13 protein-coding genes are annotated in these 16,686 nt (G+C 70.1%); 5 read left to right on the top strand and 8 right to left on the bottom strand.

The features are described from left to right. Positions 1–28: 28 nt before the first annotated feature. Positions 29–901, bottom strand: coding sequence for a catalase family protein (locus ACBY01_RS04910; protein WP_416459662.1), 873 nt, complete (start codon positions 899–901; stop codon positions 29–31). A 107-nt stretch (positions 902–1,008) separates the two neighbouring features. Between ACBY01_RS04910 and ACBY01_RS04915 the strand changes: the two genes are divergently transcribed. Together ACBY01_RS04915 and fdhD are read left to right on the top strand one after the other, a co-directional pair. Beyond that, positions 1,009–3,297 carry an FdhF/YdeP family oxidoreductase gene (locus ACBY01_RS04915; RefSeq protein ID WP_416459663.1) on the top strand — a complete coding sequence of 763 codons (2,289 nt, stop codon included), beginning with the start codon at positions 1,009–1,011 and terminating at the stop codon, positions 3,295–3,297. Between the two features lie 50 nt (positions 3,298–3,347). Further along, the gene (gene fdhD, locus ACBY01_RS04920) at positions 3,348–4,082 is read left to right on the top strand and encodes a formate dehydrogenase accessory sulfurtransferase FdhD (protein WP_416459664.1); all 735 of its coding nucleotides are present in this window, start codon (positions 3,348–3,350) and stop codon (positions 4,080–4,082) included. A gap of 10 nt (positions 4,083–4,092) precedes the next feature. Here the strand turns inward: fdhD and ACBY01_RS04925 are convergent, their stop codons facing one another. Together ACBY01_RS04925 and ACBY01_RS04930 are read right to left on the bottom strand one after the other, a co-directional pair. Next, positions 4,093–5,595 carry a sensor domain-containing diguanylate cyclase gene (locus tag ACBY01_RS04925; RefSeq protein WP_416459665.1) on the bottom strand — a complete coding sequence of 501 codons (1,503 nt, stop codon included), beginning with the start codon at positions 5,593–5,595 and terminating at the stop codon, positions 4,093–4,095. A 47-nt stretch (positions 5,596–5,642) separates the two neighbouring features. Next, entirely contained in the window at positions 5,643–6,272 is a 630-nt protein-coding gene (locus ACBY01_RS04930; RefSeq protein WP_416459666.1) for a TetR/AcrR family transcriptional regulator, read from the bottom strand. A gap of 90 nt (positions 6,273–6,362) precedes the next feature. Between ACBY01_RS04930 and ACBY01_RS04935 the strand changes: the two genes are divergently transcribed. From ACBY01_RS04935 to ACBY01_RS04945, 3 genes are read left to right on the top strand one after another with little or no spacing between them, the layout of a single operon-like run. Then, on the top strand, positions 6,363–7,832 hold the full coding sequence (locus ACBY01_RS04935) for an efflux transporter outer membrane subunit (protein WP_416459667.1): 1,470 nt from the start codon (positions 6,363–6,365) through the stop codon (positions 7,830–7,832). Further along, a complete protein-coding gene (locus tag ACBY01_RS04940; RefSeq protein WP_416459668.1) occupies positions 7,825–8,967 on the top strand; it encodes an HlyD family secretion protein in 1,143 nt (380 codons plus the stop codon). The genes ACBY01_RS04935 and ACBY01_RS04940 overlap by 8 nt, the downstream gene beginning before the upstream one ends. Positions 8,968–8,975: 8 nt before the next feature. Further along, complete coding sequence (locus ACBY01_RS04945) at positions 8,976–10,505, top strand: DHA2 family efflux MFS transporter permease subunit (RefSeq protein ID WP_416459669.1); 1,530 nt, start codon at positions 8,976–8,978, stop codon at positions 10,503–10,505. 49 nt (positions 10,506–10,554) lie between these two features. Here the strand turns inward: ACBY01_RS04945 and ACBY01_RS04950 are convergent, their stop codons facing one another. From ACBY01_RS04950 to ACBY01_RS04970, 5 genes are read right to left on the bottom strand one after another with little or no spacing between them, the layout of a single operon-like run. Then, on the bottom strand, positions 10,555–11,226 hold the full coding sequence (locus ACBY01_RS04950) for a fumarylacetoacetate hydrolase family protein (protein WP_416459670.1): 672 nt from the start codon (positions 11,224–11,226) through the stop codon (positions 10,555–10,557). A 16-nt stretch (positions 11,227–11,242) separates the two neighbouring features. Continuing rightward, positions 11,243–13,045: a M14 family metallopeptidase gene (locus tag ACBY01_RS04955; protein ID WP_416459671.1), complete on the bottom strand. Its 1,803-nt coding sequence runs from the start codon at positions 13,043–13,045 to the stop codon at positions 11,243–11,245. 13 nt (positions 13,046–13,058) lie between these two features. Continuing rightward, positions 13,059–14,423 carry an ABC transporter permease gene (locus ACBY01_RS04960; RefSeq protein ID WP_416459672.1) on the bottom strand — a complete coding sequence of 455 codons (1,365 nt, stop codon included), beginning with the start codon at positions 14,421–14,423 and terminating at the stop codon, positions 13,059–13,061. Next, positions 14,420–15,841 carry an ABC transporter permease gene (locus tag ACBY01_RS04965; protein WP_416459673.1) on the bottom strand — a complete coding sequence of 474 codons (1,422 nt, stop codon included), beginning with the start codon at positions 15,839–15,841 and terminating at the stop codon, positions 14,420–14,422. The genes ACBY01_RS04960 and ACBY01_RS04965 overlap by 4 nt, the downstream gene beginning before the upstream one ends. Further along, positions 15,838–16,587, bottom strand: coding sequence for an ABC transporter ATP-binding protein (locus ACBY01_RS04970; RefSeq protein WP_416459674.1), 750 nt, complete (start codon positions 16,585–16,587; stop codon positions 15,838–15,840). Before ACBY01_RS04970 ends, ACBY01_RS04965 begins: the two co-directional genes overlap by 4 nt. Between the last annotated feature and the right edge of the window lie 99 nt (positions 16,588–16,686).

Here is a 16,686-nt window from a genome sequence, read left to right on the forward strand (position 1 = left end):
CGTTGACCCAGGCGGATTGCGGTGCGACCTACAGCGTCGCGACAGTGCGATAGGGGCTCGCCGCCTCGTCCCATTCGACCGAGGCATCCTCGATCGGCATGGTGTCAATGTCGGTGCACAGCTGCACGCGCAGTTCCCAGGTGCCGCCCTGTTCGAGCAGCAGCGCGTTCATCGCCTCGCGGATCGCGTCGGGGCGGCCGGAGGCGTTGATCGTCTCGTCGGCGAAGCCCTTGATCGCTGACACCGGCACCAGCTGGAACTTGGCGATGTACGCGCCGTAGCGGAACGGCGTCTGGCTGTAATAGGTCGCGCCGAGCGGATGGAAGGGCTTGGCGCCGCCGAGCGTGCTCAGCGTCGCCGACTCCGCACCGACCGCTTCCAGCGCGGATTCGACGGTACGCAGCACACCCGACAGCAGCTTCTTGCCGCCCTCCGCCTTGTCCGTCGTGACGGCAAGCAGCTTCAGGTTGGCGAGGAACTTCTTGGCATCCGGCGCGGAGAAGGCGGGTGCGTTGACCAGGACGAAATCCTGGGTCGTGTCGCTCTCGCTGCCCGGCAGTCGTTCGCCTTCGACGCCCAGCACTTTCAACGCGACGCCGCGCGGCAGCCGCACCGAATCGTCGAGCAGGTCGCCGGCGTTGGTGGAGAAGCGCAGGATCGCCTCGTGCTCGCCCGGCGTCGCGAAGAGGCCCTGTGCCAGCTCGTCGGGCAGGCCGGAGGCGACGGTCAGCGTTCCGCGCGCGAGGCCATGCCCCTTGGCATGGACCGAGCGCACCGCATGGCCGTAATCCTGCGAGGTGGTGTCGAGGATCTTGCCGAACTGCTCCTCCAACCCGGCGATGGTCTCGGCCTCGTCGGGCTGCGGCTGCTCGACGGAAGGGGTGTAGCGAACCGGTGCCATGGTTTTTCCCTGAAATTGCAAGCGCCTGAACCAATCGCTTGCGGAACCGTTCCCCCAGCGCGAGGATCGTCGAAGGTTGCTGGCGAACGGCGGGAAGGTGGAACAACATGTCTAAGCAGCGATCGGACGAGCCCGAGATCGAACCGTTCACCGGCCCCGCCGGCGGCTGGGGATCGGTCCGCTCACTGGCCGAGGTGCTGCCGCGCGAGCGCGTCGCGCCCGACGCGCTGCGCCAGCTCGCCCGCCAGAACAAGCCCGACGGCTTCATGTGCGTGAGCTGCGCCTGGCCCAAGCCGGCGGACCATCATCCCGCCGAGTTCTGCGAGGAAGGCGCCAAGGCGACCGCCTGGGAACTCACGACGCTGCGCACCACGCCCGAGTTCTTCCGCGAGCACACGCTCACCGAGCTGCGCGGCTGGAAGGACTATGATCTCGAGCAGCACGGCCGGCTCACCCATCCGCTGCGCTACGACGCCGAAAGCGATCGCTACGTCGCGTGCAGCTGGGAAGAGGCGTTCGACGCGATCGGCGCCTCGCTGCGCCCGCTCGATCCAAAGTCGGTCGTCTTCTACTCCTCCGGCCGCGCCAGCCTGGAGGCGTCGTACCTCTATGCGCTGATGGCGCGGATGTACGGCAACCAGAACCTGCCCGACAGCTCCAACATGTGCCACGAGTCGACCTCGGTGGGGCTGAAGGCAGCGATCGGCGTGCCGGTCGGCACCACTCAGTTGCGCGACTTCGAGGAATGCGACTGCATCCTCTTCTTCGGGCAGAACGTGGGGTCGAACGCACCGCGCATGCTCCACGACCTGCGCAGCGCCCGCAAGCGCGGGGTCGAAATCCTCACCTTCAACCCGTTGAAGGAGCGCGGGCTCGAGCGCTTCACCGATCCGCAGAACCCGATCGAGATGGCGACCGGCGGCGAGACGCAGATCTCGACGCAATATCATCAGGTGAAAGCCGGCGGCGACATTGCCGCGATGATGGGAATCGCCAAGTTCCTGATCGAGTGGGACGACGCCGCGCTCTCCGTCGGCGACCCGCCGGTGCTCGACCACGCCTTTATCGCTCAGCATACCAAGGACTTCGAGAGCTTTGCTGATGCGGTCCGTGAAGCGAACTGGGCCGATATCGAGCGCGAGTCCGGCCTTGCCCGTACGGCGCTGGAAGAAACCGCGCGGGTCTATGCCCGATCGGAGGCGGTGCTCGGCATCTATGGCATGGGGCTCACCCAGCATGTGAAGGGCGTCGAGAACGTCCGCATGCTGGTGAACCTGCTGCTGATGCGCGGCAACATCGGCAAGCCGGGCGCCGGCCCGACGCCGGTGCGCGGCCACTCCAACGTCCAAGGCCAGCGCACCGTCGGTATCACCGAGAAGACCGAGCTGGCGCCGGTCGAGAAGCTCAAGGAGCTCTACGGTTTCGATCCGCCGACGGAAAAAGGCCTCGACACCATCGAGGCATGCCGCGGTGTGATCGACGGCTCGGTCCGTGCCTTCGTCGGACTGGGTGGCAACTTCCTGCGCGCCGCACCCGATACGGACGCGATGGAGGCGGCGTGGCCGCGGCTGGACCTCTCGGTCCAGATCGCGACCAAGCTCAACCGCAACCACCTGTTCCCCGGCAAGGTCACTTATCTGCTGCCCTGCCTCGGCCGGATCGAGGAGGACGTGCAGGCAAGCGGACCGCAGGCCGTGTCGGTCGAGGACTCGACCAGCTGCATCCACGGCTCGCGCGGCAAGGCCAAGCCCGCCAGCCCGCACCTCCTGTCCGAACCGCGCATCGTCGCGGAGATCGCCAAGCGGATCGCGCCGGCCAATCCGCGCGTCGACTGGGACGGCTGGATCGCCGATTATGCCGGCATCCGCGATGCGATCGAGGCGACCTATCCGGAGATGTTCCGCGACTTCAATGCGCGGCTGTTCACGCCGGGCGGCTTCTGGAAAGGTAACAAGGCCGCCGAGCGGATTTGGCAGACGCCGAGCGGCAGGGCCGAGTTCCTGGCGCCCGGCGAGTTGAACGCCACCGGCTTCGCCGACGCCGACGGGCGCTTCCGGCTGATGACGCTGCGCTCGAACGACCAGTTCAACACCACCATCTACGGCTATCACGATCGCTTTCGCGGGGTGAAGGGTACCCGCGATGTGCTGTTCATCAACCAGGCGGACATGGCCAAGGCCGGTGTCGAGGAAGGCCAGATCGTCGCGCTGGAAAGCGATGCCGGCGACGGCACGACCCGGCGGCGCGAGGGGCTGATCGTGACGCCCTACGACATCCCGCGCGGCTGCCTGGGCGCCTACTATCCGGAGGCCAACGTGCTGCTGCCGGTCGAGCATCATGCCGAGCAGAGCCACGTCCCTGCCGCCAAGTCGGTGCCGGTTCGGATCCGGCCCTGACCGCCGCGCCGGTTCTCCCCTTCGCGCGCGTCGGCAGAGACGGCGCGCGCGTGGACCTGACGCGGCCGATCGCGACCGAGCTGCCGGTGGCGATCGAGTGCAACGGCCTCGCCTACGCCGTGCTGATGGCGAGCCCGGACGACCTGCTCGACCTCGCCTACGGCTTCGCGCGAACCGAGCGGCTGATCGACACGGTCGACGACGTGCTCGACGCCGAAGCGCACCGCCTCGATCACGGCGCGCTCGTACGGGTCACGCTGTCGTCCCGCGTCGCCGGTCGCGTCGCCGACCGGGTGCGCCATCGCACCGCGGACTCGTCGTGCGGACTGTGCGGGGTCGAGAGCCTTGAACAGGCGATGCGGCCGCTGCCGCGGACGGCACCGCGTTGGCAGGGGGAGGATGCCGCGGTGTTCGCCGCCCTCGCCGCGCTCGACGTGGCGCAGCCGCTCGGCACCGCCACGCGCGCCGCGCACGCCGCGGCCGCCTGCACGGTGGCAGGCGCGATCCGGCTGGTGCGCGAGGATGTCGGCCGCCACAACGCCTTCGACAAGCTCATCGGCGCGATGCTGCGCGGCGGCCTCGGCTGGGACGAGGGCTTCGCGCTGCTGACCTCGCGCTGTTCCTACGAACTAGTGGAAAAGGCGGCGGTGTCGGCCTGTCCGATGCTCGCGACCATCTCGGCGCCGACGACGCTGGCGATCGACCGCGCCGCGCAGGCCGGGCTGGCGCTCCGCGTCCTCGTGCGTCCCGATGCGCTGCTCGCCGTGCTGCCCTACGGAGCCTGAGCCCGGCCCGTCAGGTCGCAGCGCAGGCCCGGTTCCGGCCGCCGTCCTTCGCCCGGTAGAGCGCGGCGTCGGCGGCGCGGACGAGATCGCCTTCCCCCTCGTCCTCGGGATCGACGGCGGCGACCCCGATGCTCACGCTCACCTTGCCGGTAGGATTGCCGCGATGCTCGACGCCTGCCGCCTCCACCCGCTCCAGCAGGGCGGCGGCGCACCGCATCGCGCCGTCGCGATCGGTGTCGGGCAGCAGGATGACGAACTCCTCTCCGCCGACGCGGGCGACCTGATCGGAGGCGCGCTTCGCGGTCTGGCGCATCGCATCGGCGATCCGCTTGAGCACCGCGTCGCCGGCGACATGGCCGTAGAGGTCGTTGAACGCCTTGAAGTGATCCGCGTCGACCATCAGCAGCGACAATGGCGCGCCGACCCGGCGCGCGCGGCGCCATTCGCGCGACAGCGCCTCGTCGAACGACCGGCGGTTGAGCAACCCCGTCAACCCGTCCACGGTCGCGCGCTCGAACAACTGCCGCTCCACGAGTTCGCGACGCAGCAGTTCGCGCTGGAACAGCATCGCCAGCAGCAGCATCGCCGCGCACAGCGCCAGCGTCGCGAGCAGCGGCGGGATCGCGCGGCGCCACCACGGCGACAGGATCTCGTCGGTCGAGATCGCGACATCGAGCAGCAGCGGCACGCCGCCCGGCCGAGCGAAGCTGTAGAGCCGCTGCTCGCCATCGACCGCGGACCGGCCGACGAAGCTGCCTTCTCTCTCGGCCTTCATCCGCTCGAAGGTAGGCGTGCCGCCGATGTTGCGGTTGGCGCCCGGCTTCAGCCCCGGCCTGCGCACGAGGATCGTCCCGTCGAGCGAGAACAGGTTGATCGCGCTCTTGGGCCCGATCACGACGTCGGCGATGCTCGGCTGCATCAGGTGGAGCGGCATCACGCCGGCAACGATCCCGGCGAACCTGCCGTCGTCGTCGACGACGCGCTTGGCCAGGACCAGGCTCTCCTCGCCCTCGCGGAATCGGCTCGTCAGCAGACGGCTGAGATAGGGCTTGCTGCTGCGCGCGGCGCGAAGGGTCTGGAAATAGGGCCGGTCGGCGAAATCGGCGCCCGCCGGCACGGTGCCGGTCGACTCCGCCAGCAGCTTGCCCTGCGCATCCAGGATGAAAAGGCGGTCGAGAAACGGCGAGGCACGCCCCTTGTTGAACAGGATCGTCCGCTGGATCGGCGCGGGATAGCTCCAGATACCGTCGATGCTCAGCGCGTTCGCCGTCGCCGTAACGGCCTGCTCGGCGAGGATCATGTTGGTGGCGACGTTGCGCGAGAGCGTGGCTACCAGGTTTTCCGACGATCGCGTGGCGGTCGCCCAGGCGTCCTGCCGCGCCTGCCACAGGCCCCAGCCGACCAGCAGGATCATCGACGCCGCGATCATGATCGACAGCGCGTTGAGCTTGCGGATCAGGCTCCTTCCGACATGCGAGCCCTCGGAAGTAGCGGCAGATGGAGACGCGGCCATTCCCCCCGACTAGCAGGTTCGATCAAAAACGCATCCCTGAAGACCGGCTATTCCGGCGCATAGGCGCGCAAGAAAATCTCGGTCGCGTTGTGCGCCTCGGCTTCGACCTCCGCTGCGGTGGCGTCCGGGCCGCCCCACAGGATGCGCTGCTGCAGTCCCATGCAGAGGTAGGTCAGCACCTGCGCCGCGGCGAGCGGGTCACCGCGACGGAGCTGCCCGGCCGCCATCGCGCCCGTGAAGAAGTCGGCGAGCAGCTGCCGGGTGCGCTGCGGCACGCGCGCGAAGATCGCACCGACCTCGGGCGAGCGCCCCGCTTCCGCGGCGACCAGCCGGTGGAGCTGGCACGCCTCACGCGACACGATCTTCGTCAGGAACCCGCGCGCGAACGCCAGCACCGTCGCGCGAACGTCCGACGACGGCCGCAGCAGGTCGGCGACCTGCCGACGATAGGCGCTGGTCGCCTCGTCCACCACCGCTTCGAACAGTGCTTCCTTGGAGCGGAAGTAGCGCCACAGCGTCGCCTTGGACCCGCCCAGCTCGGCAGCGATCGCCGACATGGAGGTGCCGGCATAGCCGTGTTCCAGGAAGGAGCGCTGCGCGATCGCCAGGATCGCCTGCTGGCGGTCCTGCTTGCGCGCCTCGCGCTTGCCGCAGGGCTTGTCGGTCTCCGTTTGCATAACCGTACTATAGAGTACGCTTTTGTGTTGACAAGGCGCCGGCGCGCGCCCATCTGGCGCACCGTACCAATCAGTACGGTATTTATTTCCATGACCGGATTTTCCTTTCGGCCGTTGCTGCTCGCCGCTGCGGCCGGTGTCGTTCCGCTGGCCGCCTGTGCGCCGGTGCCGCAGCTCGGCGCCCGGCCCGAGGTGCGTGCTGCCGACGCCTATGATGCCGACCGCAGCCTGGCCCCCGCATCTGCCGCCACCGCCTGGCCCGCCGCCGACTGGTGGAGTGCCTATGGCGACCCGCAGCTCGACGCGCTGATCGCCGAAGGCCTTGCCGACTCACCCGATGTCGCTTCCGCGGCGGCACGGCTGCGTTCGGCCGAAGCTTATGCAGAACAGGTCGGCGCCGCGCGGCTGCCGTCGGTGGCGATCGACGGCAACGCCACCGAGACCAAGCAGAGCTACAACAACGGCATCCCCGCCGACTTCGTGCCGCACGGCTGGAACGACACCGGCACGATCAACGCGAATCTGGGCTTCGACCTCGACCTGTGGGGCCGCAATCGCGCCGCGCTGGCGGCGGCGACATCCGAGGCGCAGGCCTCACGGATCGACGTCGCGCAGGCGCGGCTGGTGCTGTCGACCAATATCGCCGCCGCCTATGCCGACCTCGCCCGCTTCGCCGCCGAGCGCGCGGTGCAGGTTCGCGAGCTGGCGGTACGCTCGCAGACCCAGCGGCTGGTCGCCGATCGCGTGACCAACGGCCTCGACACCCGCGCCGAGCTCAAGCAGGCCGACGCCACCCTGCCGGCGGTGCGCGCGCAGATCGCCGCCACCGACGAGGCGATCGGCCTCACCCGCAACCGGCTCGCCGCGCTGCTCGGCAAGGGGCCCGACCGCGGCCTCGCCATCGTGCTGCCGGCCTTGCCGGACGCGACCGGCGGGCTTCCCGTCGGCGTCACCACCGACCTGATCGGCCGCCGCCCCGATATCGCCGCCAGCCGCGCGCGGGTCGAGGCGAGCGCCAGCCGCATCAAGGTCGCGCGCGCCGATTTCTACCCGGCACTCAGCCTCAGCGCGCTGGTGGGCTTCCAGTCGCTGGGGCTCGACAACCTGTTCAAGAGCGGATCGACCTACGGCCATGTCGGCCCGGCGTTCAGCCTGCCGATCTTTCGCGGCGGGCAGCTGTCCGGCCAGTACAAGGGCGCCCGCGCCGAGTACGACCAGGCGGTCGCCAGCTACGACGGCAGCGTCGCCAACGCCTATCGCGAGGTCGCCGACGCGGTGACCAGCCAGCGCGCGCTGGTCAATCGCCTGTCCGAAAGCCGCCAGGCGCTCGACGCCTCCGAACAGGCCTATTCACTGGCCCGCCAGCGCTACGAGGGGGGGCTCTCCACCTTCCTCGACGTGCTTACCGCCGAGGACCGCGTGCTGCAGAACCGCAGCACCGTCGCCGATCTGGAGGCGCGCGCCTTTGCGCTCGACGTCCAGCTGATCCGCGCGCTGGGCGGCGGCTTTTCGACCAACACCGCGGCGCAGGCCGCACGCAAGGACACGACGCATGGCTGACGCCGCCCTCCCCAACCAGCCCGCCGTCGAGGCGAGCGCCCCGCCCAAGAAGCGGCGCAAGAAGCTGCTGGGCATCATCGCGGTGGTCGTGCTGGTCGCAGCACTCGCCTACGCCGCCTATTACCTGCTCGTCGCGCGATACTATGTCAGCACCGACAACGCCTATGTCGGCGCGGACACCGCCAGCGTGACCCCGATGCTCGCCGCGCAGGTGAACAGCGTCGAGGTCGCCGACACCCAGACCGTGCGCAAGGGCACCGTCCTGGTCCGGCTGGACGACAGCGACGCGCGCATCGCGGTGTCGCAGGCGGAGGCCGATCTCGCCCGCGCCCGCCGCCAGTATGGCCAGACCTCGGCGACCAGCACCGCGCTCGCGGCGCAGGTGAAGGCCCGCGACGCCGACATCTCCCGCGCCCGCGCCCAGCTCGCCTCGGCACAGGCCGATTACGAACGCGCCCGCGTCGACCTCGCCCGCCGCCAGAAGCTCGCCCCCAACGGCGCGGTTTCGGGCGAGGAACTGAGCAGCGCGACCAACGCCTTTGCGACGGCGCGGGCCAACCTGGAACTGGCCCGCGCCGGCGTCGCCCAGGCGAGCTCGACCCGCGGCGCCGCTACGGGCGAACTCGCCGCCAACAACGCGCTGATCAACGGCACCACCGCCTCGACGGCGCCGGAAGTGCTCGCCGCCCAGGCGAAGCTCGCCCAGGCCAAGCTCGACCTCGAGCGGACCGTCATCCGCGCGCCGATCGACGGCGTCATCACCCGCCGCAACGTCCAGGTCGGCCAGCGCGTCGCACCGGGGACCGCGCTGATGCTGATCGTGCCGCTCGACCAGCTCTACGTCGACGCCAACTTCAAGGAAGGCCAGCTCGAACGGGTCCAGGTCGGCCAGCCGGTGACGCTCACCTCCGACCTCTACGGCGGCGGCGTCGAATATCACGGCAAGGTGGTCGGCTTCTCCGGCGGCACCGGATCGTCGTTCGCGCTGATCCCGGCGCAGAACGCCACCGGCAACTGGATCAAGGTGGTCCAGCGGCTGCCGGTGCGCGTCGCGCTCGATCCGAAGGAACTTCGCGCCCACCCGCTGCGCGTCGGCCTGTCGATGGACGCCGAGATCGACCTTCGGGCGCACTGAGGACCGCCATGAACGCCAAGGCCGAGGCGCCCACGCCGCTTACCGGCGTGTCGCAGCTGCTCGCGGGGCTCGTCCTCGCGCTCACCAACTTCATGGTGGTGCTCGACACCACCATCGCCAACGTCTCGGTGCCGCACATCTCCGGCAGCCTCGCGATCTCGGGCAGCCAGGGAACGTGGATCATCACCTCCTACGCGGTGGCGGAGGCGGTGTGCGTGCCGCTCACCGGCTGGCTCGCCGGGCGCTTCGGCACGGTGCGGGTGTTCACCGTCGGCATGATCGGCTTCGGCCTGTTCTCGGTGCTGTGCGGCCTGTCGACCTCGCTCGGCATGCTGGTCGCGTGCCGGATCGGCCAGGGGCTGTGCGGCGGGCCGCTGATGCCGCTGTCGCAGACGCTGCTGATGCGCATCTTCCGTCCGGACCAGCGCGCGCAGGCGATGGGCGCCTGGTCGATGACCACGGTGGTCGCGCCGATCCTGGGGCCGATCCTGGGCGGCACGATCAGCGACAGCTGGTCGTGGCACTGGATCTTCTTCATCAACATCCCCGTCGCCGCGGGCTGCGCGTTCGGGGCGATGCGGCTGCTGCGCAAGGCCGAGACGCCGACCCAGCCGCTGCGCGTCGACCGGGTCGGTCTGATGCTGATGCTGCTGTGGATCGCGGCGCTCCAGATCATGCTCGATCTCGGCCGCGAGCACGACTGGTTCAACGATCCCGTCATCGTCGCGCTGGCGGTGATCGCCGCCATTGCGTTCGTGGTGTTCCTCGCCTGGGAAGCGACCGAGGCGGAGCCGATCGTCAACCTGCGCGTGTTCCGGCACCGGGGGTTCACCGTGGCGGTCACATCGCTGTTCTTCGCGTTCGGGACGTTCTTCGCCGCGGCCGTCATCATCCCGCAATGGCTGCAGCTCAGCCTCGGCTATACCGCGACCTACGCGGGCTATGCGACGGCGTTCAACGGCGTGGCGGCAGTGGTGATGTCGCCGATCGTCGCCAAGCTCTCGACCAAATACGACTCCCGCGGGCTGGTGTGCTTCGGCATCGTCTGGCTTGGCCTCACCACGCTGCTGCGCTCGCAGTGGAACAGCGAAGCCGATTTCTGGACGCTCGCGCTACCGCAGCTGCTCCAGGGGTTCGGCATGCCGTTCTTCTTCGTGCCGCTGATGACGCTGGCGCTGAGTTCGGTCGATCCGCAGGAGACCGCGGCCGCAGCCGGCCTGATGAGCTTCCTGCGGACGATGGCGGGCGCCATCGGCACCTCGGTGGTCACCACCATGTGGGACGACAGCGCGCGGGTGGCGCGCAGCGAGATCGTCGGCCGGCTCAACGACGAGCACACGATCGCGGTGCTCGGCGCGCAGGGCATGCCGCTCGACCAGATCCGCGCCATCGTCGCGCAGCTGGTGGACAAGGAGAGCATGGCGCTGGCGACCACGCACATCTTCCTGCTCTCCGCCTTCGCCTTCTTCGCCGCGGCGACGATCATCTGGCTGGCCCCGCGCCCGAAGCGGGCGGCAGGACCCGGCGCCGCACACTAGCGCGGCGAGCAGGGGAAAGCCGGTGGCGGGCGAAGTGCCCGCCGTCGGCTCACGCCATCCGGAAGTCGAGCGAGGGCAGCCCCTCGATCGCGGCAGCCACGGCGTCGCCCCGGTCGAGACGGCCGACACCCGAGGGGGTGCCGGTGAAGATCAGGTCGCCCGGTTCGAGCCGGACGTAGCGCGACAGGACCGCGACGATCTCGACCGGCGACCAGATCATGTCGGCCAGCACGCCCGACTGGCGGCGCACGCCGTTCACGTCGAGCGTGATCGCCGCCGCGACCGGCGGCCGCCCGCGGCGGATCGGCGCCACCGGTGCCGAGCGGTCGAAGCCCTTCGCCAGGTCCCACGGCCGCCCGGCCTTCTTCGCCACCGCCTGGAGATCGCGGCGGGTGAGGTCGACGCCTACCGCGCAGCCGAAGATCAGCCGCCCGGCCTCGGCAGGATCGACGTCGGTCCCGCCCTCACCCAGCGCCAGCACCAGCTCGACCTCGTGATGAAGGTCCTGCGTCCGGCTCGGGAACGGGAGCACGCTGCCGCTCGCCACGACCGCGTCGGCCGGCTTGGAGAAGAAGAACGGCTCCTGCCGATCGGGATCGCCGCCCATCTCGCGGGTGTGCTCGGCATAGTTCTGGCCGACGCAGTAGATTCGGCGCACCGGAAACCGATCGCTGCTGTCGTGGATGGCGAGGGTCGGGACGCGAACGATGGGCAGGGTCATGCCCGCAGGCTAGGCGTCATCCCGCCTGCTGGCCAGAGGCCGGCGGTGCCGGCAGCTCGCGTCCGATCGGGTAGAGCAGATGGCGCGCGTCGCGATAGGGGGAGCGGTCGACGAACCAGGCGAGCCGCGCCGCCCCGTCCGCGGCGAACTCCGGTTCGGCCGCGAGCTTCGCTTCGAACGCCGCGCGCAGCGCCGGATCGCGCGCCAGCATCGCCTCCGCCATCGGGGCGCTGGCGAACCGTTCGATCCCGCCGCCCTTCTGGAGCATGCCGGGGAAGAACCCCCAGGCGAGGAACGAGTCCGGCGCCTCCGCCTCCAGCAGCGCCGCGGCGAGCAGCCCCTTGGGCTGATCGTAGGGCACGCGTACCGAGCCCGCGGGCAGCGTCTCGCGGCGCCGTTCGTGGGTGAAGCTGCCGGCGACCATCACCCGCTGCTCGCTCGCCGGACCGAGCGTCGGCTCCGCCAGCCGCACCATATCGAGGTCGAGGGTGCGCGGCGCGGCGATCCGTTCGTAGCGAATGCCGTGGAGGTCCAGCCGGGCGATCACCTCGCTCGCGCTGGCGGGAACCCACCACGCCTGCGGCAGGGTGACGCTCGCCACCGGCTTCTGGCCGATGATCGGCAGCTTCAGCGGCTGGGGCCTTGCGACGTAGCGCACCTCCTCCTCGCCCGACGCCGCCGAGCGATAGCGTTCCAGCGCCATGCCGGCGAACGGCACCCATGCCTGCGGCCGCTCGTCGCGCTCCCAGCGCACCGCCAGCGTCTGCGGTCTGGCGGCGCGATCGGCGTCGATCGCCGCGCGCAACGCGACGGCATCGCGGCCGGCGTGACGCAGCGCCCCTTCCATCATCGCATAGGCGCCGAGCACGCGCTGGCGGTAGGGTTTGAGGCAGTGCATCTCGACCAGCACCGTCGGGATGCGCGCGAAATCGCCGTAGCCGGTCGAGTAGCGTGGTCCCTCCGCGGCGACGCGCAGCCCCTTGCTCAGGTCGCGCTCGTCGATCGCGCTGGGGTAGAAGTGCGGGTTGTGCCCCATCCGCTTCACGAACGCGTCGACGCCGGGGGTGAAGGAGGTGTTGAGCCAGCGGGTGATCGCCGGCGACTGCACATGCCGGCCCCAGCCCGCGAACGTGTAGGTCACGTCGTAGCCGTGGTCGAACCCGTCCGAGACGTGCATGTCGATGTAGAGCACCGGATCCAGCCGGTTGAGCAGCCGCAGCATCGCCTGCGTCTCCGGCGCATCGGCCTTGGCATAGTCGCGGTTGAGGTTGATGTTCTGCGCGGTCGATCGGCTGCCGGGATTGTTCGGTCCGCGCTGGTTTGGGCGATTGTAGGGGCTCGGGCGCTCGTGCCCGTCGGCGTTGTAGATCGGCACGAATACCAGATCGACGGTGTCGAGCAGCTCGGCCTTGCCGCGCAAAGCGATGTCGCGCAGCAGCATCAGCCCGGCATCCTTGCCGTCGATCTCGCCCGAATGGATGCCGGCCTGGATCAGCACCACCGGCTTGGCCGCGCCACCTTTTCCCGCGCGGACGTAATAGAGGTCCCGCCCCTCCGGCGTGGTGCCGAAGCTCTCGAGTGTCAGCAGCGGCGAGGCGGCGACCAGCCGCTCCAGATAGGCGCGCGTCTCGGCATAGCTCGGCGTCTCGGCGAACTCCGTGCGTTCGGCCGGGGTGATCCACGGATCGCCGGGTTTGGCGATCCACGCCTCGCTCGCCCCCGACCACGCGAGGGTCGGCGGCAGCGGTGCGCGCTGTTGGGCAAGCGCGGCGGGCGCAGCGAGGGTGGCCAGCAGGCCGGCGGCGAGGCGAAACGTCACGTAAGGCTCCTTGTCAGGCGTGGCTGGCGCCGCGGATGCGCGCGATGCGGCGGCCGCCGAGCCCGAGCAGCAGCCCGGCGGAGACGAGCAGCGCCAATAGCGACGCGAGCGGCGTCGAGCCCGTCGGCGCGCGCGGGGCATACTCCGGCATGCGATCGAAATCGGCGCGGGTGAACGGCCGGTCGCTGAACATGTACGGATAGAAGAACCGCCGCAGCCGATCGTGGAAGGCGGCGATGCTGTCCTGATACGCCAGCTGGCCGAACTGGTCGGTGTCGGCGATCCGGTGCAGCACGCCCTGCGCGGCGACCCCGGGCAGCAGATAGCCGACGCGCGCGCTCCAGCGCTCGCGCGCGATCAGGCTGGCGCGATAGGCGGCGACGTCGTTCGCGACCGCCTCGTCGCCGACCTGATGCATCGCGAAATACCATTTCCAGTGGAAGCGGCCTGCGAAGCGCTCCTGGCCGCGCCATTCGGGATGATGGACGAAGAAGCGCGCGAACGTCTCCGCCTTGGGTGCATCCCAGCCGTGGTGGACGACCTCGCGCTGCGCCAGCGTCAGGTCGATGCCCTTGGCGGTCGGGATCGCCCGCGCGATCGCCGCATTGGCGAGCGTCGGCAACACCAGCGTCAGCAGGATCCAGCAGCCGATCAGCGACGCCGCCGCGGTGGCGGAGGCGCGCACCACGCTGCCGACCAGCAGCGCGACGCCGAACCAGAAGCCGAGGTAGAGCGCGGCGACCAGCAACATCGCCGCCGCGCCATCGATCGGCGCCGCAGTGAGCAGCGCGCCGACGCCGAACGGCAGCGCGACCGCGGCGAGCACCAGTGCGTAGCGCAGCCCGATCCGTCGCCGCCACAGCCCGCGGCCGGGCATCGACAGCAGCAGCCGCAATCGCCCGCCCTCGCGCTCGCCGGTGACGAGGTCGTGGGTGAGCGCGATCACGATCAGCGGCGCGAGATAGACGAGCACGAACGCCCAGTCGAACACGCCGGGCAGCGCCAGCTCGGCATTGATCGCCTCCGCGTCGTAGAGCTGCTGCTGCAGCCCGAGCGCGCGGACGCGCAGCACGAACGGCTGGATGTCGCGCTGGCCGATCGCGGCGAAGGCGAGCGGCGGCGGCGCGTCGTGGGTCAGCAGGAAGCTGTAATAGGCGGCATAGCCTGCGTCGCCATCCGGCTTGCCGTGGGTGGCGGCGACGGCGGCGAAGTCGCGCTGCTGCTCGGCGGCGACGCGGGCGATCGTCGCCTCCTGCCGCGCAACCTGCGCGATGCCCGACCAGACGGCGAGCGAGGCGAGCAGGACCAGCAGCGCGAGCGAGACGACGCCCAGCCGCGAGCGCAGGATCAGGCGGAGTTCGGCATAAAGGCGGCTCATCGTGCGATCCCCCCGATGCGGCGCGCGGCAACAGTGGCGAGCAGCCCCAGCCCCGCCAGCCAGCCGAGCAGTACCGCCAGGCTCCAGCCGATCGTGCCCCGTTCGGCGGTGAGCGGATCGTACGGCCGGTAGGCGAAGCGCGGCACCCGCTTCCAGTTCTCGGCCGACACGCGCGGGTCCTCGCCGCCGATGTGCGGGATCAGTTCGGCCTGCATCCGGTTCAGCGTCTGGACGAAGCGGTAGCGAAAGCCTTCCGCCTGATCGAGGAAGTCGAAGTGCGCGGCGAGGTCGCTGGCGGTCAGCGCCATCGACAGCTGGCGGATCGCGATCAGCGGGCTCGCCGCGGCGAAGGCGTGGACGAAGCGGTTCTGCGTCGCCTCGCGCGCGGAGGTCTCGGCGGCGGCACGCGCATAGAGGCCGGTGGTCAGCCGCTCCCCTTCCATCCCGACCAGCCCGGCATATTGCACCGGCAGGTCCTCGACCCGCGCCACGCCGTAGCGCGCGAGCGTGCGTGCCTTGAAGTCGTTGAAATAGGGATCGTCGGGATCGTGGCTGTCGCCGATCTCGGCGAGATCGCGGTGCAGCGCGACTTCCGTCTCGATCCGCGTCGGCAGCGTCGCGCGCGCCGCCGCCACTTCGGGCAACGCCCGCGGCAGCAGGATCACCCCGACCATCCACAGCCCGATCAGCACCGCCAATGCGTCGCGCGAGCGGGTCGCAAGCGCCGAGACCAGCACCGCGAGCAGCGCCCACAGCAGCAGCCAGCCGGCATAGCCGAGTATCAGCAGCAGCGTCGCCCCCCAGCCGGCGGCGCCAGTCAGCGCGAAGCCGATCAGCACCGCGAATGCCGGCGCGCCCACCGCCAGCGCCACGGCGCCATGCCCGAGCAGCTTGCCCGCGAGCAGCGTCCGCCCGCCGATCCCCTGTGCCAGCAACAGCCGCAGCGTACCCCGCTCGCGCTCCCGCGCGACGCTGGTGAAGGCGAGGAAGATCAGCAGCAGCGGCGCCAGCGTCTGGAGCACGAACGCCGGGGTGAGCTGGCCGAAGCGCAGCAGCAGCGACGATTGGCGCGCCTCGGCGAAATTGGCGCTGTTCTGCCGGTGGCCCTCTAGGAAGATGGTGTTGCCGGTGTAGCTGTCGACCCCCGCGTCGAAGAAGGCGAGCGGCGCGATTGGGCGGAACACGAACTGGCCGTAGTGGACCATGCGGTGGGGATGGCGATCGGGCTGGCGATCGAACTCGGCATCGGCGCTCGCCTGGTAGCGCGTGCGATCCGCCTCCAGCCGGGCGCGACGTTCGAGGCTGACGACGCTCGCCACCAGCACGAGGGCGACGAGCAGCGCGGTTGCGATCACGCCGGCGCGGTTGCGCAGCAGCGCGCGCCACTCCTCTCGTGCGATGCGGACCGTCGGGCTCATGCGGGCACCTGCGGGTGGGCGTAGCGGGCGTGCAATGCGTTGAGATCGAAGCGCGTCTCGCCGCCGGCGGCGACGCGCTCCTCCTCGATTCGGCCGCCCGCGAGGAAGCCGATACGATCGGCGACGTCGACTGCGCTCAGCAGGTCGTGGGTCACCATCAGGATCGCCACGTCGCGCGATCGCGCCGTGGCGAGCAGGCGGTTGAACTCCAGCGTCGCCTGCGGATCGAGCCCGGAAGTCGGTTCGTCGAGCAGCAGCACCGGCACGTGGCGGGCGAGCGCCAGCGCGATGGCGACCTTCTGCCGCATGCCCTTGGAAAAGCCGCCGACGCGCTTGTCCCAAGCGTGGCGCGGCAGCCCCACCGCGTCGAGTGCGGGATCGATCACGGCGTCGCGTCCGCGCGCCGCATCGGCGAGCGCGAGGAAATAGTCGACGTTCTCGCGCGCGGTCAGATGCTCGTAGAGCGCAACGCTCTCGGGCACATAGGCGAGCAGCGCCCGCGCCGCCGCCGGCTGCGCGACAGGGTCGACCCCGCAGATCCGTACCGTCCCTGCCGACGGCGCGAGAAAGCCGAGCAGCGCGTTGAGCGTCGTCGACTTGCCTGCGCCGTTGCCACCCAGCAGCGCGTAGATCTCGCCGCGTGCGACGGTCAGGTCGAGGTCGCGCAGCACCAGCCGGTCACCATAGCTGTGGCGGACGCCGCGGATCGCGATCGCGGGTTCGGATGCAGGGGTCGTGTCGGTCAACTTCTCGGCCTCGCCTTTTCGATCTTGCGTTGCAGCAACTCGCCTCTATGAGACGGTGTAACGTGACGCAACCCCGCAGCGGGAAGCGGTACATCAGCG

Origin of the sequence: Sphingomonas mangrovi, from assembly GCF_047975845.1 — a bacterium.
Taxonomy (GTDB): Bacteria; Pseudomonadota; Alphaproteobacteria; order Sphingomonadales; family Sphingomonadaceae; genus Sphingomonas.